At 74.1% G+C, this 25,276-nt stretch carries 22 protein-coding genes; 9 read left to right on the forward strand and 13 right to left on the reverse strand.

Annotated elements, in window-relative coordinates:
* Positions 1–15: 15 nt before the first annotated feature.
* Together rsgA and hisN are read left to right on the forward strand one after the other, a co-directional pair.
* Complete coding sequence (gene rsgA / locus V2J52_RS15750; RefSeq protein WP_331228682.1) at positions 16–1,056, forward strand: ribosome small subunit-dependent GTPase A; 1,041 nt, start codon at positions 16–18, stop codon at positions 1,054–1,056.
* Positions 1,057–1,266: 210 nt separating this feature from the next.
* Positions 1,267–2,070, forward strand: a complete 804-nt coding sequence (gene hisN / locus V2J52_RS15755; protein ID WP_331228683.1) for a histidinol-phosphatase — start codon at positions 1,267–1,269, stop codon at positions 2,068–2,070.
* Between the two features lie 18 nt (positions 2,071–2,088).
* On the opposite strand, the gene V2J52_RS15760 is transcribed toward hisN, so the two are convergent.
* Positions 2,089–2,658: a mycothiol transferase gene (locus tag V2J52_RS15760; RefSeq protein WP_331228684.1), complete on the reverse strand. Its 570-nt coding sequence runs from the start codon at positions 2,656–2,658 to the stop codon at positions 2,089–2,091.
* 47 nt (positions 2,659–2,705) lie between these two features.
* Between V2J52_RS15760 and V2J52_RS15765 the strand changes: the two genes are divergently transcribed.
* Positions 2,706–3,422, forward strand: a complete 717-nt coding sequence (locus V2J52_RS15765; RefSeq protein ID WP_331228685.1) for an alpha/beta fold hydrolase — start codon at positions 2,706–2,708, stop codon at positions 3,420–3,422.
* 10 nt (positions 3,423–3,432) lie between these two features.
* Here V2J52_RS15765 and V2J52_RS15770 read toward each other — a convergent pair whose 3' ends face one another.
* The gene (locus V2J52_RS15770; RefSeq protein ID WP_331228686.1) at positions 3,433–5,457 is read right to left on the reverse strand and encodes a zinc ribbon domain-containing protein; all 2,025 of its coding nucleotides are present in this window, start codon (positions 5,455–5,457) and stop codon (positions 3,433–3,435) included.
* 167 nt (positions 5,458–5,624) lie between these two features.
* On the opposite strand from V2J52_RS15770, the gene V2J52_RS15775 reads away from it, so the two are divergent.
* Together V2J52_RS15775 and V2J52_RS15780 are read left to right on the forward strand one after the other, a co-directional pair.
* Complete coding sequence (locus tag V2J52_RS15775) at positions 5,625–6,857, forward strand: exonuclease SbcCD subunit D (RefSeq protein ID WP_331228687.1); 1,233 nt, start codon at positions 5,625–5,627, stop codon at positions 6,855–6,857.
* The gene (locus V2J52_RS15780; protein WP_331228688.1) at positions 6,857–9,856 is read left to right on the forward strand and encodes an SMC family ATPase; all 3,000 of its coding nucleotides are present in this window, start codon (positions 6,857–6,859) and stop codon (positions 9,854–9,856) included. The genes V2J52_RS15775 and V2J52_RS15780 overlap by 1 nt, the downstream gene beginning before the upstream one ends.
* Positions 9,857–9,899: 43 nt before the next feature.
* On the opposite strand, the gene V2J52_RS15785 is transcribed toward V2J52_RS15780, so the two are convergent.
* The 5 genes from V2J52_RS15785 to V2J52_RS15805 form a co-directional block, all read right to left on the reverse strand.
* Positions 9,900–10,355, reverse strand: coding sequence for a thioredoxin domain-containing protein (locus V2J52_RS15785; RefSeq protein ID WP_331228689.1), 456 nt, complete (start codon positions 10,353–10,355; stop codon positions 9,900–9,902).
* 66 nt (positions 10,356–10,421) lie between these two features.
* Positions 10,422–11,624 carry an NAD(P)/FAD-dependent oxidoreductase gene (locus tag V2J52_RS15790; RefSeq protein WP_331228690.1) on the reverse strand — a complete coding sequence of 401 codons (1,203 nt, stop codon included), beginning with the start codon at positions 11,622–11,624 and terminating at the stop codon, positions 10,422–10,424.
* Positions 11,625–11,647: 23 nt separating this feature from the next.
* Positions 11,648–12,157 carry a DUF6912 family protein gene (locus V2J52_RS15795; RefSeq protein ID WP_331228691.1) on the reverse strand — a complete coding sequence of 170 codons (510 nt, stop codon included), beginning with the start codon at positions 12,155–12,157 and terminating at the stop codon, positions 11,648–11,650.
* A gap of 43 nt (positions 12,158–12,200) precedes the next feature.
* On the reverse strand, positions 12,201–13,523 hold the full coding sequence (locus V2J52_RS15800) for a CpaE/TadZ family protein (RefSeq protein ID WP_331228692.1): 1,323 nt from the start codon (positions 13,521–13,523) through the stop codon (positions 12,201–12,203).
* Complete coding sequence (locus tag V2J52_RS15805) at positions 13,520–14,164, reverse strand: hypothetical protein (RefSeq protein WP_331228693.1); 645 nt, start codon at positions 14,162–14,164, stop codon at positions 13,520–13,522. Before V2J52_RS15805 ends, V2J52_RS15800 begins: the two co-directional genes overlap by 4 nt.
* Positions 14,165–14,298: 134 nt before the next feature.
* Here V2J52_RS15805 and V2J52_RS15810 point away from each other — a divergent pair, with 134 nt between their 5' ends.
* Complete coding sequence (locus V2J52_RS15810) at positions 14,299–14,505, forward strand: helix-turn-helix domain-containing protein (RefSeq protein ID WP_331228694.1); 207 nt, start codon at positions 14,299–14,301, stop codon at positions 14,503–14,505.
* Positions 14,506–14,786: 281 nt separating this feature from the next.
* Here the strand turns inward: V2J52_RS15810 and V2J52_RS15815 are convergent, their stop codons facing one another.
* Positions 14,787–15,350, reverse strand: coding sequence for a hypothetical protein (locus V2J52_RS15815; RefSeq protein ID WP_331228695.1), 564 nt, complete (start codon positions 15,348–15,350; stop codon positions 14,787–14,789).
* 153 nt (positions 15,351–15,503) lie between these two features.
* Between V2J52_RS15815 and V2J52_RS15820 the strand changes: the two genes are divergently transcribed.
* A complete protein-coding gene (locus tag V2J52_RS15820; protein ID WP_331228696.1) occupies positions 15,504–16,241 on the forward strand; it encodes a LysM peptidoglycan-binding domain-containing protein in 738 nt (245 codons plus the stop codon).
* Positions 16,238–16,681: an Rv3235 family protein gene (locus V2J52_RS15825; RefSeq protein WP_331228697.1), complete on the forward strand. Its 444-nt coding sequence runs from the start codon at positions 16,238–16,240 to the stop codon at positions 16,679–16,681. Before V2J52_RS15820 ends, V2J52_RS15825 begins: the two co-directional genes overlap by 4 nt.
* A gap of 126 nt (positions 16,682–16,807) precedes the next feature.
* Here V2J52_RS15825 and V2J52_RS15830 read toward each other — a convergent pair whose 3' ends face one another.
* On the reverse strand, positions 16,808–17,422 hold the full coding sequence (locus tag V2J52_RS15830; RefSeq protein WP_331228698.1) for an FMN reductase: 615 nt from the start codon (positions 17,420–17,422) through the stop codon (positions 16,808–16,810).
* A 45-nt stretch (positions 17,423–17,467) separates the two neighbouring features.
* Positions 17,468–18,658: an LLM class flavin-dependent oxidoreductase gene (locus tag V2J52_RS15835; RefSeq protein WP_331228699.1), complete on the reverse strand. Its 1,191-nt coding sequence runs from the start codon at positions 18,656–18,658 to the stop codon at positions 17,468–17,470.
* Positions 18,659–18,831: 173 nt separating this feature from the next.
* On the opposite strand from V2J52_RS15835, the gene V2J52_RS15840 reads away from it, so the two are divergent.
* Positions 18,832–19,731, forward strand: a complete 900-nt coding sequence (locus V2J52_RS15840; protein ID WP_331228700.1) for a phosphatase PAP2 family protein — start codon at positions 18,832–18,834, stop codon at positions 19,729–19,731.
* 42 nt (positions 19,732–19,773) lie between these two features.
* Here V2J52_RS15840 and secA read toward each other — a convergent pair whose 3' ends face one another.
* The 3 genes from secA to hpf form a co-directional block, all read right to left on the reverse strand.
* Complete coding sequence (gene secA / locus V2J52_RS15845) at positions 19,774–22,860, reverse strand: preprotein translocase subunit SecA (RefSeq protein WP_331228701.1); 3,087 nt, start codon at positions 22,858–22,860, stop codon at positions 19,774–19,776.
* A gap of 89 nt (positions 22,861–22,949) precedes the next feature.
* Positions 22,950–24,197, reverse strand: coding sequence for a winged helix-turn-helix domain-containing protein (locus V2J52_RS15850; RefSeq protein WP_331228702.1), 1,248 nt, complete (start codon positions 24,195–24,197; stop codon positions 22,950–22,952).
* 35 nt (positions 24,198–24,232) lie between these two features.
* Positions 24,233–24,883 (reverse strand): ribosome hibernation-promoting factor, HPF/YfiA family, encoded by a 651-nt coding sequence (gene hpf, locus V2J52_RS15855; protein ID WP_331228703.1) that lies wholly within the window; start codon positions 24,881–24,883, stop codon positions 24,233–24,235.
* Between the last annotated feature and the right edge of the window lie 393 nt (positions 24,884–25,276).

Genomic DNA, 25,276 nt, shown 5'->3' on the forward strand with positions numbered 1-25,276 from the left:
GCGGACGGGCTCGCGGTGAGTAGGCGCGACATCGGCACGGACGACGACCGCGTCCGGGTCCGTCCCCCCAAAAGGGGGACCCGCCCGCGCACCAAGGTGCGCCCGCGGCACAAGGACGCGGTCCCGGCCCGGGTGCTGGTCGTCGACCGGGGGCGCTACACGCTGGTCACCGAGGACGACACCCGTGTCGTAGCGATGAAGGCCCGCGAGCTGGGCCGCGGCGCGAAGAACGCCGTCGTCGTCGGGGACGTCGTCGACGTCGTCGGGGACGTCAGCGGGCAGCCTGACTCCCTCGCCCGGATCGTGCGGGTGCGGGAGCGGACCACCGCGCTGCGCCGCTCCGGGGAGGACGGTGAGAGCCTCGGCGTCGAGCGGGTCATTGTCGCCAACGCCGACCAGCTGCTCATCGTCACCGCGCTGGCCGACCCGCCGCCGCGGCCGGCGATGGTCGACCGCTGCCTCGTCGCGGCCTACGACGCCGGTATGCAGCCGGTCCTCGTGCTCACCAAGGCCGACCTCGCCGACCCGGGCCCGTTCCTCGCCCAGTACGCGGCGCTCAACGTCCCGGCGATCATCACCGCGGTCGACGACGACGGCGTGCACGGGCTGACGGAGCTGCGCGAGCTCGTCACCGGGCACGACTCGGTGATGGTGGGCCACTCCGGTGTCGGGAAGTCCACGCTCATCAACGCTCTCGTGCCCGGCGCGCGGCGCGCGATCGGCGTGGTCAACGTCGTCACCGGCCGGGGCCGGCACACGTCGAGCTCGGCGGTGGCGCTCGAGCTGCCCGAGGGCGGCTGGGTGATCGACACCCCCGGGGTGCGGTCCTTCGGGCTGTCGCACGTGGAGCCGGACGACCTGCTGCCGGCCTTCGGCGACCTGTCCGCCGCCGCCGAGGACTGCCCCCGCGACTGCAGCCACAGCGCCGACGCCCCGGACTGCGCGCTCGACGCGTGGGCCGCCGCCGGCACCGACGCGGAAGCACGCCAGGACCGCCTCGACTCTTTCCGTCGCCTGCTCGCCTCCCGCATCGCCAGCGCCGCCGACCACAGCTGACCTGGCGCGCGGCTCCCAGCGCGCGGGCTCCCGGCTCCCGGCTCCCGCGCCCCGCGGCAGCTTAGGTCGCTCTTCCGGTCGCTGGGGGCGTCAGCATGGTCGATCTCGCGTCCAGATGGTCGACCTAAGCTAGAGGTGGGGGCGGCGCCGACCATGCCCGCCACGGCGCGGCCTCGCCGCCGTACGGGTCGTGACCGATAGCGTGGCGAGATGCCTACCCAGCGGCCGCGCTACGACGACGACCTGCGTCTTGCCCACGTCATCGCCGACCAGGTCGACGCCCAGACGATGGCCCGGTTCCAGGCCCTCGACCTCGTCGTGGAGACCAAGCCCGACCTCAGCCCGGTGAGCGACGCCGACCGCAGCGCCGAGGAGATCGTGCGCGCCCAGCTCGGCCGCACGCGGCCGCGCGACTCGATCCTCGGCGAGGAGTTCGGCACCACCGGGCGCTCCGCGCGGCAGTGGATCATCGACCCGATCGACGGCACCAAGAACTTCATCCGGGGCGTGCCGGTGTGGGCCACCCTCATCGGGCTGGTGGAGAACGACGAGGTCGTGCTCGGCGTCGTCTCCGCACCGGCGCTGGGACGGCGCTGGTGGGCCACTCTCGGGTCCGGCGCGTGGACCGGCCGGTCGCTGTCAGCAGCCCGCCGGATCCACGTCTCGGGGGTCAGCGAGCTCGCCGACGCCTCGCTCAGCTACTCCTCGCTGGACGGCTGGGCCGAGATGGGCCGGCTGCGGGCATTCATGGGTATGGCGCAGTCGGTGTGGCGCACCCGGGCCTACGGCGACTTCTGGTCCTACATGCTCGTCGCGGAGGGCGCGGTCGACATCGCCTGCGAGCCCGAGCTGGAGGTCTACGACATGGCCGCCCTCGTGCCCATCATCACCGAGGCCGGGGGAACGTTCACCAGCCTCTTCGGTGCACCCGGCCCGTTCGGCGGCAACGCGGTGGCCACCAACGGCGCCCTGCACGACGCCGTCCTCGAGCAGCTGACCTCGCAGCAGGACTGAGTGAAGCAGGGCTGAGGGCTACCGCCCGTCGGCGGCCGGCACTGGCCAGTCGCCCGGCGGGTCCTCCCCCACCCGGCCGTCGATCGCCTCCCGGAGGAGGTCGAGGTGCCCGGTGTGACGGCCGTACTCCTCGATGAGGTCGAGCAGCAACCGGCGCAGCGAGACGTGCTGCCCGTCGAGCTCGAGGTGCGCGCTCTGGTCGAGGCCACCGTCGGCGACCGCCACCCGCAGCCGCTGCCGGGACCGGCGAACGGCGTCGTCCCACAACGCATAGAGGTCGGTCGCGGTCTCCTGGGGACCGACGGTGAGCTGCCAGCGGCTCGGGTCCTCGCCGTCGGGCGCGAGCAACCAGGTCTCCGGCGGGCGGCCGGCGAGCCGGCAGGCGAAGACGTCGTCCTCGTCCACCGCCAGGTGCTTGAGCAGCCCGCCGACGGTGAGCTCCGACGTCGGGACCGCCCGCGCCCGGAGCTGGTCGATGTCGAGCCCGTCGGCCTTCCAGCGGAAGGTCGCGCGCAGCCGCTCGAGCGACCCGACGAGGTGCTCGACCTCCGACCCCGCCAGCGGCGGTTCCCATACCGGCATGTCCATCACCGCACGGTAGACCCGCCCGGCCCGGCACCGCTAGGTTCGACGCCATGACATCTGCACCGGTGATCCTCGTGCCCGGGTTCTGGCTGGGGGCATGGGCCTGGGACGAGGTGCTCGCGCAGCTGGGCGACGCCGATGTCCCCGCGACGGCCCTCACCCTGCCGGGGCTGGAGTCGGTCGACGCCGACCGCTCGGGCGTCACGACGGCCGACCACGTCGCGGCCATCTGCGCCGCCGTCGAGGCCGCCGCGGCGCCCCCGGTGCTCGTCGTCCACAGCGCGGCCGGCTTCTCCGGCTACGCGGCCAGCGACCGGCTCGCCGGCCGGATCGCGGCGATGGTGTACGTCGATACCGCACCCGGCGTCGGCGCCCTCGACCCGGGATTCGACGGCGTCGAGCTGCCGCTGGACTGGGCGGCGGTGAGCGCCGAGGAGAACCTCGACGGGCTCACCGAGGAGCAGCTCGCGACCTTCCGGCGCCGGGCCGTGCCGGAGCCGGGCGGCGTCCTGCGGCAAGGCGTCACGCTGTCCGGCGACGCCCGCCGGGACCTGCCGACGACGATCATCTGCACCGGGTTCAGCTCGGCGCAGTACCAGTCCTACGCCGCGGCGTCCGACGAGCCGTGGCTCGCCGGCATCCGCGAGCTGCGCGACATCACCTGGCTCGACCTGCCGACCAGCCACTGGCCGATGTGGTCCCGGCCGGCCGAGCTGGCCACGATCATCGCCGAGGTCGCAGCGGCGCACCCGCCGACCACCGGCTGACCGCCCACGCTCACCGCTGCCGGGCGAGCACCCCGCCGACATAGGCCAGCACGGCGCCGAGCCAGACCGCCGCGAGCCCCGCGCTGAGCCGGAACTCCTGGCCGAGGGACACCGCGGCGACGACGTAGCCCACCGAGAGCAGCACGGCCAGGATCGCGGACTTGCGGGTGAGGCTGCCGGCCTGCCCGGTGAGCCCGAACACCATGAGCAGCGCCGCGAGGCCCAGCAGCACCCGGACCCCCGCGGCAGCAGCGAGCATCTCACCGGTGGTGATGTCGGTGATCTGGGTGGCGGCGCGCACCAGCGTGAGCCCGTCCTCGTCGAACGGCAGGAACCACGGCAGCATCGCGCCGAGCACGACGAGCAGCGCCCCGCACAGCACGAGCAGCGTCCGCAGCAGCGGACGGCGGTCGGAGGAGACCTGGGTGAAGGTGGCCGCCGCAGCCAGCCGGCCCTCGCCGTCGCTCGCGACCACCTCCAGCTCGCGGGCCACCGTCTCGCCGCTCGGCGGCCGGGGGCAGTCGACGGTCATCCGCGAGCGCGTGACGCCGCCCGCCGGCACCGTGAACGAGGCGGGCTCGAAGGTGAACCGGGCCATCCCGTGCTCGTCCGCCCCGGACAGCCACACCGGCAGCGGCTCGCGGCCGCGGCGGTTGGCGACGGCGACGGCGAAGGTGCCGCGACGGTCGTCGGCCCGGGTGAGGCTGCGGGGCGTGACCGCCAGCTCGGCGGTGGTCAGCGGCGCCGGCGTGGTCGTCACCTCGAGCACGCCCGGCGCCTCGACGTCGGTGACGCCGTCAGTGGCGACGACGGTGAACGTCCGTGTCACCGTCTGGCCGCGCGGCACCGGCGCAGTGCGCAACCGGCCGCGGACGACGGTCACCTGGCCGGCCGGCGCGAGCACCCGCTGCGGCACCAGGGAGAAGGTCATCAGCCGGGCGGGGTCGCGGCCGTCGAGGCTGAGCGTGGCGTCGCGGTGGCCGGCCCGGTTGTCGACGTGGACCTCGAAGTCGGCGGTGTCGGTGTTCGTCACCCGTAGCTGGCCGGGTGAGAGCCGCACCGCGACCGGCGCATCCTCCGGCTCCGGGGAGGTGAGCTGGACGACGGTGAGGACGGTCGAGACCTGTCCCTCGTCGTTGCTGCCGGTGATGCTCAGCTGACGGGTGGCCTCGCGGCCGGCCGGCGGCGGCGGGGCCACGAAGTGACCGCGGACCTCGACCACCTGGCCGGCCGGCGCCTGCACCACCGACGGTAGGAAGCCGAACTGCACCACCCCCTCGGGGTCGCTGCCGGCGAGGTGGAAGGTCTGCGGGAAGTTTGCCGCCCGATTGTCGACGAGCACCGAGAACTTCGCCCGGGAGGAGTCGGTCAGCCGCAGCAGGCGGGGCTCGACGTCGAGGGTCGCGGGCGGGCCGACGGCGGGCACGGTGACCGCCAGCCGCACCTGCGTCCGCTGCGCCGGGTCGGCCTCGGAAGAGACGACGAGGCGCAGCGGGAACCGCTGGGCGAACACGAGGACGTCGCCGCGCATCTGCAGGGTGAGCTCGAGCGTGCCCTCCTGGCCGGGCATCAGCCGGACCGGCTCGTGGCCGACGACGAGCCAGCCCGGTGCCTCGGTCGGCTCGACGACGAACCCGTCGACCACCGACGACGCGTTGAACAGCTCGATCGCCGCCGTCACCGGCGCGGCGCCGTCGAGCGTGACCTCGGTGGTGGTGAGCCGGGCGCGGGGCGCCTCGACGACCCCGGGCCCGGCCGTCACGGGCGCCTCGCCGGCCCCGGCCGGACCGGTGGACCCGGCCACGGTGGCCACTGCCGGACCGGTGGCCCCGGCCGGACCTCCGGCCGCGCGCAGCGGCGGCAGCGACACCTCGGTGGTGACCGCCTCGACCATGCGGGGCACGGTGCCGGTGAACGGCAGCCCGCCGATCGTCGTCGCGCCCTTGTCCCAGCCGAGGTAGGCATCGCAGGCCTGGCAGAACTGGGCCGCGGGCGTGTTCGGGGCGCCGCACTGCTCGCACACGTGCTGGGCCATCGCGCACCACCAGCAATCCTCGGCGGGAACACCCCGATGCTACCGCCGGCGGTGCCCGGATCGGCCGTCGGTGCCCGATGGGGCACCGACACTGCCCCCGGCGGCGATGTCCACCGTCACGGCCGAGGTTCTGCGGGGATGTCGGTGGGCCCGGCTACCGTCGGGGTATGCGGATCCTGCACACCTCCGACTGGCACCTCGGGCGCACCTTGCACGGGGTGGACATGGTCGAGCACCAGGCCGCCTACCTCGACCACCTCGTCGAGGTCGTGCGCAGCGAGCGGGTGGACGCCGTCGTCGTCGCCGGGGACGTGTACGACCGCGCGATCCCGCCGGTGGTCGTCGTCGACCTGCTCACCCAGACGCTGCTGCGGCTGGGCGAGCACACCCGGGTGGTGCTCACCCCCGGCAACCACGACTCCGCGATCCGGCTCGGATTCGCGGCACCGCTGTTCCGTGACGGCCTGGTCATCCGGGCCCGCGTCGAGGACCTCGCCGTGCCGGTCGAGCTGCCGGCCGCCGACGGCGAGGGCTCGGCCCTCGTCTACGCCGTTCCGTACCTCGACCCGGACCTCAGCCGTCACCGCCTCACCGGCCCCGACCTCGACGACGACGGCGCCCCGGTGGCGCCCGCCCGGTCCCACGAGGCGGTGATGTCGGCCGCGATGCGCCGGGTGCGCGCCGACCTCGCCGCCCGGCGGGCCGCGGGTTCCCGGGCGCCCGCAGTGCTGATGGCGCACGCGTTCGTCGTCGGCGGCGAGCCCTCGGAGTCCGAGCGCGACATCCGGGTCGGCGGGGTGGACTCCGTGCCGCTCGGGGTACTCACCGGCAACCACGCCGCCGGGCCGGCTCCGGACTACGTCGCGCTCGGCCACCTCCACGGCCCGCAGCGCGTGGGACCGGCCGCTCCCGAGGGCAGCCGCGCGCCGGTGGCGCGGTATGCCGGGTCGCCGTTGGCGTACTCGTTCTCGGAGATGCATCACCGCAAGTCCAGCGCGATCGTCGACCTCGACGCCGGCGGGGTCCGGCGGGTCGAGCTCGTCGAAGCGCCGCGCCCGCGCCCGCTCTCCGAGGCCAGCGGCACGCTCACCGAGCTGCTCTCGGGGGCGTTCGACCCGCAGGCCGACCACTGGCTGCGGGTGTCGGTCACCGACACCGTCCGCCCGCCCGAGCTCTACGCCCGGGTCCGGGAGCGGTTCCCGCACGCCCTCATCGTCCAGCACCAGCCGGCCGCGGCCCCGGGCCGGTCCGCCGCGCGAACCGTCACCACCGCGCACGACCCGCTCGAGGTAGCCGCGGAGTTCGTCACCGCGGTAACCGGGGGCGCCCCGACCGAGGCGGAGTCGGTGGCGCTGCGCCGTGCCTACGAGGCCGCGCTGGCCACGGAGCGGAGCGCCTGATGCGGATCCACCGACTGGGCATCGAGGCCATCGGCCCCTTCCCCGACCGCCACGACGTCGACCTCGACGAGCTCTCCGCGGGCGGGCTGTTCCTCCTCGAGGGACCCACCGGCGCCGGCAAGTCCACCCTCATCGACGCCATCACCTATGGCCTCTACGGGACCCTGGGCAGCCCGCAGGTCGACGAGCGGCTGCCCTCGGCGCACGCGCCGGACCGCGAGCCGGTCATCGAGGTGGTGTTCTCCACCGGCGCCGGCATCTTCCGGGTGCGCCGCACCCCGCCGTACGACCGGCCCAAACGCCGCGGCGAGGGCACCACCAGGCAGAACGCCACCGCCCGGCTGTGGCGGCTCGCCGACCTCGACGACGCCGCGGGCGAGCCACTGTCCGGCGGCGCCCAGGAGGTCGGCACCGAGGTCCGGCAGATCCTCGGGATCGACCGGGTGCAGTTCAGCCAGACCGTCGTGCTGCCGCAGGGCCGGTTCGCCACCTTCTTGCGGGCCAAGCCCGAGGAGCGCGCCCAGGTGCTGCAGGACGTCTTCGGCACCGCCGTCTACCAGCGGCTGCAGGCCCAGCTGGCGGAGATGGCGCGCGCGGCCAAGGGCACGCTGGAGTCGGCGCGGCAGGACATCACCTCGGCGGTCGCCACCTTCCGGGGGCTGCTCGCCGAGGACGACGACGCCGTCGCGGGGCTGACCGAGGCGGCGCAGGCCCTCGACCACGAGACCCTGGAGCAGGTCACCGCGAACATCGTCACCGGACTGGGCACCGCCAGCACCGCGGCGGAAGCGGCGCAGCTGCGCGCAGCAACCGCCGAGCGCGACGCCCAGCACGCCTGGGACGCCCAGCGCGAGCTCGACCAGCTGCTCGTGCGCCGGCGCGCGCTCCTCGTCCGGCAGGCAGAGCTCGCCGAGCGGGAACCGGCGGTGAGCGCGCAACGGGCCCGGCTGGCCGCCGGCCGGCGAGCAGCAGGTGCCGCGGGGTCGCTGCGCAGCCACGTCGCGACCACGGGCACCGCGACGAGCACCGAGGAGACCCTCGCCCGGCTCTGCGCCGAGATCGAGGACGGCCCCGACGCCGACCTCGCCGGCACCGACCTCGGCGCCCTCACCACTCTCGCCACCGAGCTCACCGGCGAGAAGGGCGCACTGAGCGACCCGCTACGGCTGGAGGCGGGCCTCGCCGCGCGGGCGGCGGCGCTCGCTGCGGACGAGGCCGCCGTGGCGGCGGACCGCGTCGCGCTCACCGGCCAGGACGAGGCCATCGCCGCCCGGCCGGCGCAGCGCGAGGTCCTCGAGGCCGCGCTCGCCGAGCTGCGGCGCACCTCGACGCCGGTCGCGGCCGCGGAGCTGCTGGCCGCCGAGCGCCGCAAGGTGCTCGAGGCCGCCCGGCGCGCCGAGGCCCACGCGGCCGAGCTGGCGACGGCCGAGCACGATGTCGCCCAGGCCCAGCTCGCCGTGACCGGCGCGTGGGCGCACGAGCAGGCGGTCCGGCGGCGGTGGATCAACGGCATGGCCGGCAACCTCGCGGCCGAGCTCACCGCCGACGAGCCGTGCCCGGTGTGCGGCAGCACCGAGCACCCCGACCCGACCACCGAGTCACCCGACCACGCCGCGATCGAGGACGTCGAGGCCGCCACCGGCGCCCGGCAGCGGGCCGACACCCGGCTCGTCGAGGCCGACGGCGCACGGATCCGGGCCGCCGAGCGGCTCACCGCCCAGCGGCAGGCCGCCGGCCACGTCACGCTGCCCGACGCCGAGGCCACGGTCGCGGCGGCCGACGCAGACGTCACGGCTGCCCGAGAAACCGCCACCCGCCTCACCCGCGACGAGGCCGCGCTGACCGCCTTCGACGCCGAGACCGCGGCGCTGAAGGAGCAGCGGGCGCTGGCCGAGCAGGCGGTCGCCACCGCGGCCGAACGGCTCCGCGGCGCGACCGAGCAGCTGGACGCCGACCGTGGGCGGTGCCGCGAGGCCGCCGGCGGGGCGGAGTCGGTGGCGGCCCGCGTCACGCGGCTCGAGGCACGGGTCGCCGTCGTCGACGCGCTCGCCGGTGCCCGTCGCCACCACGACGACGCCGTCCGGCGGCTCACCGAGGCCACCGCGGCGCTCGACGAGGCACTGGCGGAGGCCGGCTTCGCGGACGCGGCGAGCGCCCGTGCGGCGCAGCTTGCCGCGTCCGAGCTCGCTGCGCTGGAGAGCGAGCTCGAGGCGTACGACGCCGAGGTCGCCGGCGTGCGCAGCGGCCTCGCCGATGCCGCGCTGGCCGCGCTCACCGGCGACGAGGTCGCTGACGTCGCGGCGGCCCAGCAGCGCCACGCCGAGCACCGCAGTGCGCTCGCCGCCGCCAACCGGACGGCCGCCACCGCGGCGACCAGCCTCGACCGGTGCGAGCGTGCCCGGCAGGCGCTGCTCGCGGTCCTCACCCAGCACCGTCAGGCGGCCGCCGCCGCCGCCCCGGTGCTACGGATGGCCGAGCTCGCCACCGGCGGCGAGGGCAACACCCGGGCGACCACGCTGGCCACCTTCGTGCTGCTGCGCCGGTTCGAGGACGTCGTCGCTGCCGCCAACGACCGGCTCGCGGTGATCTCCGGCGGGCGCTTCGCGCTGCTGCGCAAGGACAGCCGCGAGGGGCGGGCCCGGCGCACCGGCCTCGGGCTCGAGGTCCGCGACCACCGCACCGAGACCAACCGTGACCCCCACACGCTCTCCGGCGGCGAGACCTTCTACGTCTCGCTGTGCCTGGCGCTCGGCCTCGCCGACGTCGTCACCAGCGAGGCCGGCGGCATCACGCTCGACACGCTGTTCATCGACGAGGGCTTCGGCTCGCTCGACCCGCACACCCTCGACGGGGTGCTCGGCGAGCTGAGCCGGCTGCAGGCCGGCGGCAGGTCGGTGGGCATCGTCAGCCACGTGAGCGAGCTCAAGGACCGCATCGCCGAACGGATCGAGGTCTCCCGGCTGCCGTCGGGCGCCTCGACCCTCACCGTGCGGGCCTGACCGTGCCGGACCGAACGTACGGCCCCCTAGAGCGCCGGTGCGGCTAGCGGGTGGGAGCCGTGCGCAACGCGGCGCGCACCTTCTCGGTGCCGGGCGCCGGCCACACCGCGGCGCCCGCGATGACGGTGGGCACGACCTCGTACCCGTCGTTCATCTCACGGACGAACGTCGCCGCTGCCGGGTCCTGCCAGATGTCGACCCACAGCACCCCGGACTCCCCCCGCAGCCCCGACCGCAGCCGTTCACAGCTCTCGCAGCCGGGCCGCCAGTAGGCGACGAGCAGGCCTTCCGCGCGGGCCCGCTGCTGCGCATCGGCGTGGCTGATGCTCCGCGGCGCCCTCAGCGGGGCCAGGAACACCCCCGCTCCGAGAAGGCCGGCGCCGGCGAGGACACCGGCGAACGCGTAGCCGTCCGGCGCCAACCACCCCACCACGGCAGCTGCTGCGCCAGCGAGGACGAGGGTGCGCCACCACCGCGAAAACCACTCGACCGCCCCCATAGCGAATGATCATTGCGCAGCGCTGCCGCTATGTCTACGTCTGGCGCGTCCCGATGACGTCGCGCGCTACAGGCCGGTGAGCGCGATGTCCTCGTCGGCCAGCCTGGTCGGCGGGATCCGGCGCCCGAGGAGCGTCCGCAGGTCGTCGTTGACGTCCCAAATGTTGACATTCATCGCGGCGGTCAACGTCCCCTCCCGGTGCCAGAACGCGAGGAACTCCCCGCTGCTGAGCGAGCCGCGCAGCGTGACGTCGTCCTGCCCGCCGCCGTGGCCGACGTACTCCATGCCGAGCTCGTACTGGTCGGTGAAGAAGTACGGCTGCCAGTCGTAGCCGGCGTCCTCGCCGAGGATGACCCGCGCGGCGAGGGCACCCTGGCGGATCGCGTTGTCCCAGTGCTCCACCCGCAACCGGCGACCGAGCGCGAGGTTGTGGGCCTCGGCGATGTCGCCGACGGCGAGCACCGCCGGGTCGCTGCTGCGCAGGTGCTCGTCGACGAGCACGCCGGTACCCACCGCCAGCCCGGCGTCCCGCGCCAGCGCGACGTTCGGCGCCGCGCCGATCCCCACGACGACGACGTCGGCCGGGATCGTGCCGCCAGCGGCGACGACGCCGGTCACCCGGCCGCCGGCGCCCTCGAGCGCGGTCACCGTGGTCGAGGTCCGCAGGTCGACCCCGTGGTCGCGGTGCAGCTGCGCGAAGTGGCCGGCGACGACCGGGCCGAGGATCCGCTGCAGCGGCAGCTCGTCCGTCTCGAGCACCGTGACGTCCAGGCCCGCGAGCCGCGCCGCCGCCGCCACCTCGAGCCCGATCCAGCCGCCACCGACGAGCACCATCCGGCCTCCGGCGGCGATCGCCGTCCTGATCGCGTCGCTGTCGGGCAGCCGCCGCAGCGTGAGCACGCCGTCGAGGTCGGCGCCGGGGACCGGCAGCGCCCGCGGCTCGGAGCCGGTGGCGAGCACGAGGTGGGTGTAGCCGAGCCGCGCGCCGCTGGTGAGCACCACCTCGTGGGCCTCGCGGTCGATCACCCGGGCGGCGTCGTCGAGGTGCGTGGTGATGTCGTGCTCGTCGTACCAGGCGACCGGGTGGACGACGGCGAACGGGGCGTTGCCCTGGAGGTAGTCCTTCGACAACTGCGGGCGCTCGTAGGGGGCGATGCCCTCGTCACCGACGAGAGTGACGGGCGCGTCGTAACCCCCCGCCCGCAGCTGCTCGACGACCTTCGCGCCGGCCAGCCCCGCGCCGACGACAACCGTGCCTTGGTGGCTCATGACGGTCCTCAGCTCTGTCGTGGCTACGACCCGGTGGGTGACGCCGCGGCGGCTGCCGCGAGGTCGGTGACGAGTGACTCACGCTCGGTGACGTCGTGCCACAGCAGGTCGCGTTCGGCGGCACGGTCGAGAGCGTGGTCGGAGGCGATCGCGGCGGCAACGTCGGCGGCGGCGTCGTCCTCGTCGACGTGGATGCTGGCGACGTCGCGCCACGGCACGGTGGCACGGACGTCGACCGCGCTGGGCAGCCGGTCGTCACCGGGCTGCCACGGGCGCCGCAACCGTGGGACGTCGACGTCCTCCTCGGCGACGTCGACGGCGACGACCACCCGGCGGGCCGCCGCGCCGGGTGCCGACCGCAGCAGCACGACGCTCTCGTCGGCCGCGGCGAGCAGGGCTGAGTCGGCCAGGCCGTCGTCGTCCTCCTCGGGCAGCGCCCGGCGCAGCGCCGGCGTGACGGTGTGCCCGGCACGTGGCGCGAGCCCCTCGGGGTGGCGCAGGTCCTCGCTGGTGGCCGGCAGGTAGATCCGCATGTGCCCAGTGTCGCCCACCATCACCCGCCGGTCACGCCTTTGCTCAGGCCCGGCCGGCGCGGCCGAGCCGGGCGAGCCGTCGGGTGCGGCGCGCCACCGGCCGGTCGGCCACCCGGGCGGCGAGCTCACGCACGGCGTCGCGGGCCGGTGACGCCGGCGCGGCGACCGCCAGGGTGACCCCACGAAGCACCGCGCGGTCGAAGGCGGGACGGTCGTCGGGGACGAGGACGGCGTCGGTCACCCCGGCGAACCGGGCGAGGGACTCGACCACCGCCTGCTCCGCGCCGGCGCCGGCCGCTGAGCTGCGCACCCGGTTGACGACCACCAGCCGGCGCGCGGTGGCGCCGGTGACGCCGGCATCCGCGAGCTCCTGCAGCGCCAGCACCAGCCGGTGCATCCCCACCGGCTCCCCCGCGCCGACGACGAGCACGACGTCGGCCGCCGCGAGCGCGGCCAACGTCGCCTGGTGGCGCCGCGGCGCGAACGCGGACTCGAAGCCGCCCGGGGCGTCCTCGATCCCCGCCGCGACGTCGACCACCGTCCATGCCGCCGCCTCCCGGGCCCGTTCCCACACCACGTCGAGCGCGGCGGTGGGCAGCTCGCGCCAGCGGTCAGCGCGGGTGAGGCCGGTGAGCAGCCGGACGCCGTCGGCCACCGTCACGCACAGCCCCGCGAACGCGGTGGCGTCCAGCCGTCCGCTGCCGGCCAGCCGCGCCGCCGCGGCGATCCCGGCGGTCTCGTCGAGCAGCCCGAGCACCTGGGCCACGCTCGGTGCCTCAGTGTCGGCGTCGATGAGCAGCGCCGGGCCGGTCGTCGCGAGCTCGTGCACCAGGTCCACCGCGACGGAGGTGCGCCCCGGGGACCCGCGCGGCCCCCACACCACGACCAACCGGCCTGGTGACGCGGCGGCGGAGACTGCTGGCGCGGCGCCGGCGTCCGGTTCACCCGCCGCCGTCACCTCGGGCGCCGGGCGCGCACCGGGCGACGGTACGATCGGCGCGCCGTCGGCGTGCTCGACCGTCGCGGCGACGTCCCGGACTGCGGCAGCCCACTGCGCCGGGTCGCCGGCGGCGTCGAGCACCGCCGCTGCCCCCAGCCCCAGGCACCTGGGCTCGTCCTCGGCCGCCGCGACGAGCACGGTCCGGACGCCGGCGCCGGCGAGCCGGGTAACCACCGTGCGGTCGAGGCCCGCATGGTCCGCCGAGACCACCGCAACGCCGCCGAGCCCCGCGAGCCCGGCGGCGAGCACCTCGGCGACGTCCGCGCACCGCCTCACGACCCGTGTCCCGGTCCCCGCGGCGTCGAGGTGCCCGACGAGCTCTGCCTCCGCGGCGCCGCGGACGGCGACGAGCACCCCGGTGGTCACGGCCCGCCGCCCGGGACCGGCACGACGACGATCGTGCCGGTCCCGCTGACGGCGGCCAGCACTGCGGGCAGGTCTTCCTGCGGCACGAGCACCTGCGCGGCCGAGCCGCCGGAGCCGGCGAAGATCGAGTCGGCCTCGGCGAGGCCAGCGACGACGAGACCGCCGGCGAGCAGGTGCGGCTCGGTCGGTGCGGCGACCTCCCCGCTGACCGCGGAGGGCGGCGGCGGGGTCAGCCACAGGTCGACGACCGCGCCCTTGACGACGCCACCGGTGGCCCGTCCCAGCTCGACGACGACCGGGCGCACGTCGACGTCCTGGGGCCGGCCGAGCGCGGCCGCCGGGAGGAGCTCACCGGGGCCGACGACCCGGGTGACGACGGCGCCGTCGGGCAGCCCCGCCTCGACCGGCAGGTAGCTCTCGAGCCCGTCGGGACGGACCGCGGCCGCCCGCAGGTCGGCGGCCGACACGACGTCGCCCGGGGTCAGCGCGGTGTCGGTGATGTAGACGTCCACCGTCTGCGCGGCGCGGGACACCGTCCAGCTGCCGAGCACGACGGCGGCGGCGACCAGCAGCACACCTACTCCCAGTCGCGGGTCGCGCCAGCTCGGGCGCCCGATCCGCGGGACCTCGTCGTCGGCCATCGGCCTCCCCCGTCCTCACCTGCGCCCATGGTGCCGTGTCCGAGCCGCGCGCGGGTAGGTTTTCCCCAACCGGCGTCATCCACAGGGCGGCGGTGTCCCTGTGCGGACCCGAGGTCGGGTGAGAGACTGTGGACATGTCGCGCTTCCTCACCCTCGCCGATGTCGCCGAGGAGCTGGCCGTGTCGGTCACCCAGGCGCGGTCGCTGGTGCGCTCCGGCGAGCTGCCCGCCATCCAGGTCGGTGGCCGAGGCGTGTGGCGTGTCGAGACGGCGGTGCTGGAGGAGTACATCCAGCGGCAGTACGAGCGCACCCGCGCCGGAATCTCCCGCGACTCCCCCTGACCCACCCCCACCAGCCCCGTCACCCCCACCAGCCTCGTCACCCACAGCAGACTTGTCACCCACAGCACACTTGTCACCCACAGCCGGGTTGTCACCGACAGCAGACTTGTCACCGACAGCAGACTTGTCACCGACAGCAGACTTGTCAGCGACAGCAGGATTGTCAGCGACAGCAGGGTTGTCAGCAGCCGCGGCCGTTGACAATCCCGCTCTCGCGGACTGGCGCGGCGGGGCGCGGTCTGGTGGGCGGGGCGCGGTCGGCTGGGGGGCGTGGTTTCGGCTCACAGGGTCTGGACGGCGACCACGTGGCCCAGCACCACGGAGAGCACGGCCGCGTCCCGCCCCGGTGACCGCACCGCGTCACCCCTGACCGGCAGCACGCCGCCGGCGTCGTCCACCCGCAGGTCGATGTGGTCAGCGGCGACCCGCACGAGCCAGCCCCGGTAGTCGCCGTGCTCGGTCCGCACGAGCACCGCCGTCCCCTCGCGCGCGACCGCCCGCAGCACGTGGGTCAGGCGCAACCGACGCTCCGCGACCGATGCTGCCGGCGCCACCTCGCCCAGCGGCCACGCGGCCACCACCGAGTGGAGCGGGACGAGGGCCCGCCGCCCGCCGTCAGCCAGGAGCAGCCACTGCGGGGCTGCGTCGAGGACCTCGCCCTGGACCAACGAGCCGCCGACGAGCCGCACCGACAGCGCCCGGCCCAGCCGCGCGCGCAGCCGGTCGGCGATGCCGGAGGTCGCCATCTCGGCCTCCGTGAGGTCGATCAGCTCATCCTCGAGGCCGGCGCGGGCGGCCGCGTCGAACTGGCCCGCCAGGTCTGAGAAGAGCGCCTCCCACCGCACCCCGCCACGGTACTGCTCCCTCGCTCCGCAGCGCGGCGGTTCGTCCACAGTCCTCACACCACCGCTCGACACAGCGTCGCAGCTGCCGTAGACAAGAGCATCAAGAGTCATCTAACGTCATCAAACCGCATCTAACGCGATGAAGGAGTCGCTATGAGGATGTCCCGCTCCCTCCTGGCGCTGGCGCTGAGCGCCGCGGCGGTCCTGCTGCTCGTCCCGCAGGCGGTCGCGGCGTTGCAGGCCCCGGCGCCGCCCCGGGTGGAGGACGCGGTCAGCGCGGCCGCCTCGGTCGTCGCGGCGCTGCTCGCCGGCTGGTACCTGATGACCGCGCTGGTGGCGCTGACCGCGGCGCTGCTCCGCGGCCTCGCTGGCAGCCACGTCGGCCGCGGTGGCGCGGCACACCGGGCGGCGGTGGCGCTGGACGTAGCGGTACGCAGGTTCGGCGCCCCGGTGCTACGACGCGGGCTGACGCTCGGCGTCGGGGTCGGCCTGGCCGTCGCGGCACCGCCGGCCCTGGCATCGACCGGCACCACCGTCGAGGACATCCCCGCCGACCTCCGCCCGGGCGCCTCGGTCACCGAGCCGGCGGTGGTGGCGACGCCGGCGATCGCCGCGGTGGGCGACGAGCCACCGGCCGCTGTCGGCGGCACCCCGGCACCCCCGGCAGCGGGGCCGGCGGCCGAGCCTGACCGTGCGACGCGCACCGTGGTCGCCGGCGACAGCCTGTGGCAGATCGCCGCCGCCCACCTCGGCCCCGGCACCGACGACGACGCGATCGCGCGGGAGTGGCCCCGCTGGTACGCGGCCAACGCCGCGACGATCGGCCCCGACCCTCACCTCATCCATCCCGGCCAGGTTCTCCTGGCCCCGTCGAAGGAGGCACGTCCATGACCACCCTGGCACCGGCACCACCGAGCACCACGTGGGACCCGCTGAGCTTTCGGGCGGCCGTCACCGATGTCGAGGACATCGATCCCGCACCGCCCGACATGCTCGCGGCACTGCCCGCGCCCGGCCCGTGGGCCGGCGCGCTCGTGCGGGCGGCGGTGGAGGTGCTCACCGGCAGCCGGCCACCGGCCCAGCTGGCGCGCTGGCTCAGCCTCGACCTCTACGAGTCGATCGTGCGACGTGCCGGGCTGGCGGTGCGCATCCTCGGCCGGCCGCAGCCGGCGCGGGTCGCCCAGCTGCGACGGGTGCACTGCCACACCGTGCGTCCCGGGGTCCACGAGGTTGCCGTCGTCGTGCACGACGGCGTGCGGGTACGCGCCGCCGCGGTGCGCATCGAGGCGTGGCGCGGCCGGTGGCGCGCGACCGCCCTGGAGATCGGGTGATCGAGCGCCACCGTGAACCAGCCACCGTGGGCCAGGCGCCGTCAGCCAGCCAGCGTGGGCCAGGCACCGTGGACCACGGCACCGTCAGCCCGGCACCGTACGCCAGCCGCTACGACGCGTGGTCGCTCAGCCGCCGAGCATCTGCGCGAAGGAAGGCACCGCGGCGAACTCATCGCGTGCCCCGCCGCGCGGCTCCCGGGAGGCGATCTTCGCCGCGAGCTCGGCCCCTGCGCGGCGGATACGGCTGGGCAGCGGGTTGACGTCGTCCTGCCCGGCCCAGTCCTCGGTCGCGGCGAACACCGCGGTGGTGACGACGTCGGCGCGCAGGTAGGTGAAGACCGGGCGGATCGAGTGCTCGGTCGCCAGCGAGTGCCGCGGGGTGCCGCCGGTCGCGCCGACGAGGACCGGGACGTCGGTGAGCGCGTCCTTGTCGATGATGTCCACGAAGGACTTGAAGAGCCCGGAGTAGCTCGTGGTGAAGATCGGGGTGACGGCGATGACGCCGTCGGCGCCGGTCACCGTCTCGAGCATGCCGCGAAGGTCACCGGTGGGGAAGCCGGTGAGCATCGCGTTGGTGATGTCGTGGGCGACGTCCCGCAGCTCGAACGGCACGACCTCGGCCCGGATCCCCCGGTCGGCGAGGTCGGCGACGGTCGCCTCGGCGAGCCGGTCGGCGAGCAGCCGGGTCGAGGAGGGCTGACCGAGCCCGGCTGAGACGAGGGCGATGGTGCGAGTGGTCATCGTGGTGCTCCTTGGTGGCTGGTGAAAGTGGCAGGTGGCGGTGGCTCAGAGGCCGAAGGCGGCGCCGGCCCTGGCGGCGCCGGCGGCGTCGTCCTCGGCGGTCTTGCCGGTCCACTTGTCCTCGGCGGCGGGTGCCTGCTGGTCGGCGAGCGTGCCGGCGGCGCGGGCTGCCGCGACGCGGGAGGCGTGGCTGGGCGGGTTGGAGGGGACGTGGGACGGGCGCTTGGCCTCGTTGATCTCGCGCAGCGCCGGGACGATGTCCTCGGCGAGGATGTCGATCTGCTCGAGGACGGTCTTCAGCGGCAGGCCGGCGTGGTCGATGAGGAACAGCTGGCGCTGGTAGTCCCCGACGTGCTCGCGCATCGTGGCGTACCGGTCGATGATCTGCTGCGGCGAGCCCACAGTCAGCGGCGTCTGCTGGGTGAAGTCCTCCATCGACGGGCCGTGGCCGTAGACCGGAGCGTTGTCGAAGTAGGGCCGGAACTCCCGCTGGGCGTCCTGCGAGTTCTTCCGGGCGAAGAACTGTCCGCCGAGGCCGACGATCGCCTGCGACGCCTGGCCGTGGCCGTAGTGCTCGTAGCGCTGGCGGTAGTACTGCACCATCCGCTTGGTGTGCTCGATCGGCCAGAAGATGTTGTTGTGGAGGAAGCCGTCACCGTAGTAGGCGGCCTGCTCGGCGATCTCGGGGGTGCGGATGGAGCCGTGCCAGACGAACGGCGCCACGCCGTCGAGCGGGCGCGGGGTGGCGGTGAACCCCTGCAGCGGCGTGCGGAACTTGCCCTGCCAGTCCACCACCTCTTCCTCCCACAGCCGGCGCAGCAGCGCGTAGTTCTCGATGGCGAGGTTGACGCCCTGGCGGATGTCCTTGCCGAACCACGGGTAGACCGGCCCGGTGTTGCCCCGGCCCATGGTCAGGTCCATCCGGCCGTTGCTGATGACCTGGAGCATCGCGTAGTCCTCGGCGATCTTCACCGGGTCGTTGGTCGTGATGAGGGTGGTCGCGGTGGAGAGCGTGATGTTCTTCGTCGTGCCGGCGAGGTAGCCCAGCATCGTCGTCGGCGACGACGCGACGAAAGGCGGGTTGTGGTGCTCGCCGGTGGCGAAGACGTCGAGGCCCGCCTCGTCGGCGTGCTGGGCGATGGTGAGGATGGCGCGGACCCGCTCGGTGTCGTCCGGGGTCTGCCCGGTCGTGGGGTCGGTCGTCACATCACTGACCGTGAAGATTCCGAACTGCATGAGGGCCACTCCCGATGTTTCGATGCGTTTGCATGTACGCCGGGTGTAACAGGGCTAGGCACCGTCATATTCCGCCGGCGGTGTGTGCTACCTCATGGCGCGTCGCGCCACTCGCCCGATCCACCGCACACAACCCTTTCCAGCCCGTCACATCCCTCGTCTACCGTTGACCCGTGACCGACCGCAGACCAGTGCCACCGCCCCGGCTGATCGCGCTGATCGTCGCGCTCCTCGGCGTCGGCGGGCTCGTCGTCACCTGGCACGCGTTCGTGCTGTCACCTGACGGCCAGCGGCTGGACGCCGCCGCGTTCACCGGTGCCGCCTACGGGCAAGGCACCCTGTGGCGGCTGGCGGAGCCGGTGCTCGACGTCGTGTCCCTCGGTTTCGTCGTGGTCGCGCTCGGCGCCACGATGCTGCTGGCGGTGCTGCGCAGCCGCTGGGGGTTGGCGCTGCAGGTCGCCGTCCTCGTCGTCGGCGCCAACATCACCACCCAGCTCCTCAAGCACCTCGTCCTCGAGCGCCCCGAGCTGGGGCCCTACCCGGGGACCAACACGCTGCCGTCCGGGCACACGACGGTGGCCGCATCGGTGTCGATGGCGATCCTGCTCGTGGTGCCGCGTCGCAGCCGGCCTTTTGTCGCCATCCTCGGGGCCGGCTACACCGCCGCTACCGGTGTCGCCACGATGGTCGGTCAGTGGCACCGTCCCAGCGACGTCATGGCCGCGATCCTCGTCGTGCTCGCCTGGACCGGCCTGGTCTGCGCGCTGACACCGCGCTCCGAGCTCGACGCCGGCGGCTCGACGGCGACGCCGACGGCGGTCGCGAGCCTCACCCTCGCGGTGGCCGCGGTGCTGGCAGCGGTCAGCGGGTACGCCGTCCTGTCCGGGGCCGACCTGCCGGTCGTGGGCACCGCCACCGCGAGCGACCCGGACGTCCGGGCCTATGTCGCCACCGCGGCCGTCGTGGTCGCGGTCACCGCCGCCTCGTTCGCCGCCGCGCTGCCCTTACGGCAGGCGACCGCCACGGTCACGCAGCGGACGCCGGCGACGCCGGCACCGGCACCGGTCCGGTAGCAGCTGCGACCGGGCGGGCCTGTCCGCCCACCCGGTCCTCGATCAGCCGCGCTTCTTGGCGGACTTGGCCGCGCGCCGGCGCGCCTCGCGGTTGCCACCGGCGGACGACGCCCCCTGCGCAGCGGCCTGGCCGCTGCCGGCGGCCTTGCCCTTGGCGCCCTCGGTGCGTACCTGCGGGGCGGCGTCGCCGTCGGCCGACGGCGCCGAGTAGGTCAGCGCTGCCGGTCGCTGCGGCTCCTCGAGCCCGACGACCTGCGGCAGCCGGTTCGCGGTGACCGACTTGGCCCCCACCCGCTTGCCACCAGCGGCGGCCGGCGGGGTGCCGTTGCTGCCGGCCGACGGCGTCGCCGCCACAGCACCAGCACCAGCACCAGTCGCAGCAGCACCGGCGCNCTCGAGCCCGACGACCTGCGGCAGCCGGTTCGCGGTGACCGACTTGGCCCCCACCCGCTTGCCACCAGCGGCGGCCGGCGGGGTGCCGTTGCTGCCGGCCGACGGCGTCGCCGCCACAGCACCAGCACCAGCACCAGTCGCAGCAGCACCGGCGCCGAAGGGCGCTGCGGCGGCGGCCTTCGCGGCGGCGTCGACGGTGAGCGTCGGCTGCTGCCCGGTCGCGGCGGCCTGCTCATCCGGGGTCTTGACCTCGAGGGTGAACAGGTGACGGACGGTCTCTTCCTTGATGGCGTCGTTCATCGCCTGGAAGAGCTGGTACCCCTCGCGCTGGTACTCCACGAGCGGATCGCGCTGCCCCATGGCGCGCAGCCCGATGCCCTCCTTGAGGTAGTCCATCTCGTAGAGGTGCTCGCGCCACTTGCGGTCGAGCACCGAGAGCAGCACCCGCCGCTCGAGCTGGCGCATGACGTCCCCGCCGAGCTCCGCCTCGCGGCGCTCGTAGGCGAGGTGGATGTCCGACCCGAGCTCGTCGAGCAGCATCGCGGAGGTCACCCGGGCGGCGTTGCCGGCCTCCTCGACGATGTCCTCCGGCGTGATCGACACCGGGTAGACGAGCCGCAGCTCTCGCCACAGCCCCTCGAGGTCCCAATTCTCCGGCTGCGGCGCGACCGTGAACTCGCTCACGAGGTTCTTCAGGACGTCGTCGACGAAGCTGACGATCCGGTCCTGCTGGTCCTCGCCCTCGAGCACCGTGCGGCGCTCCTCGTAGACGGTGGTGCGCTGGCGGGAGAGGACGTCGTCGTACTTGAGGACGTTCTTGCGGATCTCAAAGTTACGGCCCTCGACCTGCGCCTGCGCGCTGGCGATGCCACGGGAGACCATCTTGTGCTCGAGCGGCATGTCGTCGGGGTAGGCGGCGCCGTCCATCACCCGCATCGCGAGCCCGGAGTTGAACATCCGCATGAGGTCGTCCTCCATCGACAGGTAGAACCGGGACTCCCCCGGGTCGCCCTGCCGGCCGGAGCGGCCCCGCAGCTGGTTGTCGATCCGCCGTGACTCGTGGCGCTCGGTGCCGAGCACGTACAGGCCGCCGAGCTCGACGACCTCCTCGTGCTCTGCGGCCACCGAGTCCCGGGCCGCGGCGACCGCCTCGGGCCAGGCCGCCTCGTACTCCTCCGGGGTCTCCTCGGGGCTGAGGTCACGGGCGCGCAGCACGTCGATGGCGAGGTGCTCGGCGTTGCCACCGAGCATGATGTCGGTGCCTCGACCGGCCATGTTCGTCGCCACCGTCACGGCACCCTTGCGGCCGGCCATCGCGACGACGGAGGCCTCCCGCGCGTGCTGCTTGGCGTTGAGGACCTCGTGCGGCACGCCGCGCTTCTTCAGCAGCGCCGAGACCACCTCGGACTTCTCCACGCTCGTCGTCCCGACGAGGACCGGCTGGCCGGCGGCGTGCCGCTCGACGATCTCGTCGGCGATCGCGGCGTACTTGACCTTGACGTTCTTGAAGATGAGGTCGGCCTGGTCGATGCGCTGCATCGACCGGTTGGTGGGGATGGGCACGACGCCGATCTTGTACGTGCTCTGGAACTCCGCGGCCTCGGTGTCGGCGGTGCCGGTCATGCCGCCGAGCTTGTCGTAGAGCCGGAAGTAGTTCTGCAGCGTGATGGTCGCCAGGGTCTGGTTCTCGGCCTTGATCGAGACGCCCTCCTTGGCCTCGATCGCCTGGTGCATGCCCTCGGAGTAGCGACGCCCGGCGAGCACCCGGCCGGTGTGCTCGTCCACGATGAGGACCTCACCGTCGGTGACGATGTAGTCCTTGTCCCGCTTGAACAGCTCCTTGACCTTCAACGAGTTGTTGAGGAAGCCGATGAGAGGGGTGTTGGCCGCCTCGTAGAGGTTGTCGATGCCGAGATGGTCCTCGACCTTCTCGATCCCGGGCTCGAGGACACCGACGGTGCGCTTCTTCTCGTCGACCTCGTAGTCGACGTCGAGCTTGAGCCGCAGCGCCAGCCGGGCGAACTCGGTGTACCACTGGTTGGCGTCACCGGAGGCGGGGCCGGAGATGATGAGCGGCGTCCGTGCCTCGTCGATGAGGATCGAGTCGACCTCGTCGACGATGGCGAAGCCGTGGCCGCGCTGGACCAGCTCGGCGGTCGACCATGCCATGTTGTCGCGCAGGTAGTCGAAGCCGAACTCGTTGTTGGTGCCGTAGGTGATGTCGGCGGCGTACTGCTCGCGCCGCTCGTCCGGGCGCTGGCCGGCGAGCACGACGCCGGTGGTCAGGCCGAGGAACCGGAACACCCGGCCCATGAGCTCGCTCTGGTAGCGCGCGAGGTAGTCGTTGACGGTGACGACGTGGACGCCCTTGCCGGTCAGCGCGTTGAGGTACGCCGGCAGCGTGGCGACGAGGGTCTTGCCCTCACCGGTCTTCATCTCGGCGATGTTGCCCTGGTGGAGCGCCGCCCCACCCATGAGCTGGACGTCGAAGTGACGCTGGCCCAGGGTGCGCTGAGCTGCCTCGCGGACCACCGCGAACGCCTCGGGCAGCAGGTCGTCCAGGCTGACGCCGTCGGCGACCTGCTCCTTGAGCCGGTCGGTCTCGGCGCGCAGCTCGTCGTCGGACAGCCCGCTGACGGTGTCCTCGAGCGCGTTGACCTGCTCGGCGATGGCGGTGAGCTGCTTGAGAACCCGGCCCTCGCCCATCCGAAGGATCTTGCTGAGGATCGAAGCCACGCGAACTACTCCCGGGTCGGCAGGCGGCGCCGTCGCTCGACGCCGGGTGTCTTACGGCACACCATCTCCCATGGTAAACGCCTAACCGGTCAGGCCGAACCCAGTTGCGCTCGGAGCGGATTCGCCAGCTCGCCCGGTGCGTCCGGATCGACGACGACGGCGTCGGCGCCCAGCCAGTGCGCCATCGTCACCAGCTCGGCCACGAGCTCGGCGACGACGGCGGAGCGCGCGGGCCACCGGTCGTCGTCGTCGTGGGCCGGCTCGGCGAAGGCGGTGCGCACCCGCAGCGTGCCGGCGTCACGGTCGTGCTTGAGGTCGACCCGGGCGACGAGGTGCTCACCGAGCAGGAACGGCAGCACGTAGTAGCCGTGCACGCGCTGGGCGGCCGGCGTGTAGATGCCGATCCGGTACTCCATGCCGAACAGCTCGGCCAGCCGTCGGCGCTCGAAGACGAGCGGGTCGAAGGGGACGAGCAGCGCCCGGGCGCTGGTGCGCCGCGGCAGGCGTGCCCCGGCGTGCAGCCACGCCGGACGCGGCCAGCCGGCCACCCGCACCGGCACCAGCTCCCCGGCCGCGACCAGCTGCTCGACGGCGGTACCGGTCACCGCCTGGCCGAGCCGGAAGTAGTCCGCGAGGCCGCGCAACGTGGCCACCCCGTGCGCCCGGGCAGCGATGCGCACGAGCTCGAGCACGGCGTCGTCCCCCTCGTGGCGCCGCGGCACTCCCGGCGGCAGCACCCGCTCGGCGACGTCGTAAGCACGCTCGAACTGCCGCGTCCGGTGGGCGACGGCGAGCTCGCCGTCGTCGAGCAGGAGCTCGAGGGTGCGCTTGACGGCGGTCCACCGCCAGCCCCAGCCGTCCAGGCGGTCCGGCGGGTGGTGCGCGAGGACCCGCTCGACCTCCCGGGCGGTGACCGGACCGTGCTCGACGACGACGTGGCGGACCGCGTCGAGCGTGCCGGCCAGCTGCGCGCCAGGGAGGAACTCCGGGCCGAAGTTCCGCCGGCGTCCGTGCAGCAACGGGTAGGTCCTCACCGGCACCAGGCAGGCCTCGTGGCCCCACGTCTCCACCAGGCGGCGCGGGGCAGCGCTCGTCGCACGGCGCAGCAGGTCGGTGTCGTAGGACCCGAGCCGGGAGTACAGCGGCAGCAGGTGGGCGCGGGCGAGGACGTTGACCGAGTCGATCTGCAGCAGACCGATGCGCTCGACGGCGCGGGTGACGTGCCCGAGATCGGCACGCCAGGGGGCCGGCCGGGCGCGGTCGAGCCCCTGCGCCGCGATCGCGACGCGCCGCGCCTGGCCCGGCGTCAGCGTGCGCGCGACGGCGGGCCGCAGCACCGGGCTGCGACCCGCCGTCGGCGAGCTCCGGGAGGTCAGCCGACCTCGACCGGTCCAGCGGCGCCCGGCACCACGTGGTGGTTGAGCCGGATGATGCCGTAGGTCCAGCCGTGCCGGTGGTAGACCGCACAGGGCTGGCCGGTGTCGGCGTCGACGAACAGGAAGAACGGGTGGCCGACGAGCTCCATCTCGTACATCGCCTGGTCCACCGTCATCGGCTCGGTGTCGTGGAGCTTCTGCCGCACGATGACCGGCGAGTCCCCGAGCTGCGCCTCGACGACCTCGCCCGGTTCGGTGGGCGGGGTGGGCGCACTGGCAGGTTCTTCCGCCTCGACGACGGCCGGCACCTCCGGCATCTCCACCGGGGCCTTGCCGCCGCGACGGTGGTCCTTGCGTCGGTCACGCGCCCGGCGCAACCGCTCCATGAGCTTGGCGGTCGCGAGATCGAGGGCGGCGTAGCGGTCTCCGGCGGCGGCCTCGGCGCGGACCGTGGGGCCGCGGTCCAGGACGGTCAACTCCACGCGCTCAGCCCGGTCCGCGAGCCGAGGGTTCGACTCACGGGTGATCTCCACGTCGATGCGGCGGGCACGTGGGGCGAGCAGCTCGACCTTGGCGAGCTTTTCCTCCAAGTGCTGACGAAATCGTTCCGGCACCTCGGTGTTGCGGGCGACGACAGCGATGTCCATGCTGACCTCCGTACAGGGTTGGCCGAACCTCAACGGTTCACAGGGAAGGCCCACCGCTCAGCGGTGGGAGAGATCGACGGCTGCCACCTCCTTCATGCCGGGCTCGCTGCCACCAGGACTCGGTGGCCGGGGCGAGAGGGGCTCCATACCGGAACGTTAGTCGAGTATCGCGCCGGTCACACCCCTGACGGACGTCCAGCGAGCCACGATCCGGGCATACCGCCTCCCCCGGGGGCCGCAGAGGCCCGCCCTGCCGCCGGATCAGGACCTTCGGCCCGGGGGTGGCGTCGCCGCGACGACGAGGGCGCCGGCGACCCGCGCCCCGCTGGTCACCAGACTGCGGGCGCACGAGGCGAGGGTCGCGCCCGTGGTGAGGACGTCGTCGACGAGGAC

Source organism: Georgenia sunbinii (genome assembly GCF_036421875.1).
In the GTDB taxonomy this organism is placed as follows: domain Bacteria; phylum Actinomycetota; class Actinomycetes; order Actinomycetales; family Actinomycetaceae; genus Georgenia_B; species Georgenia_B sunbinii.

Coding starts and splice junctions, on each gene's coding strand:
- V2J52_RS15795 (WP_331228691.1), bottom strand. CDS start 12,157: ATGCGGATCTACCTGCCGGCCACCAGCGAGGACCTGCGCCACCCCGAG.
- V2J52_RS15775 (WP_331228687.1), top strand. CDS start 5,625: ATGCGGATCCTGCACACCTCCGACTGGCACCTCGGGCGCACCTTGCAC.
- hpf (WP_331228703.1), bottom strand. CDS start 24,883: ATGGACATCGCTGTCGTCGCCCGCAACACCGAGGTGCCGGAACGATTT.
- V2J52_RS15810 (WP_331228694.1), top strand. CDS start 14,299: ATGTCGCGCTTCCTCACCCTCGCCGATGTCGCCGAGGAGCTGGCCGTG.
- V2J52_RS15760 (WP_331228684.1), bottom strand. CDS start 2,658: ATGGACATGCCGGTATGGGAACCGCCGCTGGCGGGGTCGGAGGTCGAG.
- V2J52_RS15770 (WP_331228686.1), bottom strand. CDS start 5,457: ATGGCCCAGCACGTGTGCGAGCAGTGCGGCGCCCCGAACACGCCCGCG.
- V2J52_RS15825 (WP_331228697.1), top strand. CDS start 16,238: ATGACCACCCTGGCACCGGCACCACCGAGCACCACGTGGGACCCGCTG.
- V2J52_RS15830 (WP_331228698.1), bottom strand. CDS start 17,422: ATGACCACTCGCACCATCGCCCTCGTCTCAGCCGGGCTCGGTCAGCCC.
- V2J52_RS15765 (WP_331228685.1), top strand. CDS start 2,706: ATGACATCTGCACCGGTGATCCTCGTGCCCGGGTTCTGGCTGGGGGCA.
- V2J52_RS15835 (WP_331228699.1), bottom strand. CDS start 18,658: ATGCAGTTCGGAATCTTCACGGTCAGTGATGTGACGACCGACCCCACG.
- V2J52_RS15785 (WP_331228689.1), bottom strand. CDS start 10,355: ATGGGGGCGGTCGAGTGGTTTTCGCGGTGGTGGCGCACCCTCGTCCTC.
- V2J52_RS15790 (WP_331228690.1), bottom strand. CDS start 11,624: ATGAGCCACCAAGGCACGGTTGTCGTCGGCGCGGGGCTGGCCGGCGCG.
- V2J52_RS15805 (WP_331228693.1), bottom strand. CDS start 14,164: ATGGCCGACGACGAGGTCCCGCGGATCGGGCGCCCGAGCTGGCGCGAC.
- hisN (WP_331228683.1), top strand. CDS start 1,267: ATGCCTACCCAGCGGCCGCGCTACGACGACGACCTGCGTCTTGCCCAC.
- V2J52_RS15820 (WP_331228696.1), top strand. CDS start 15,504: ATGAGGATGTCCCGCTCCCTCCTGGCGCTGGCGCTGAGCGCCGCGGCG.
- V2J52_RS15780 (WP_331228688.1), top strand. CDS start 6,857: ATGCGGATCCACCGACTGGGCATCGAGGCCATCGGCCCCTTCCCCGAC.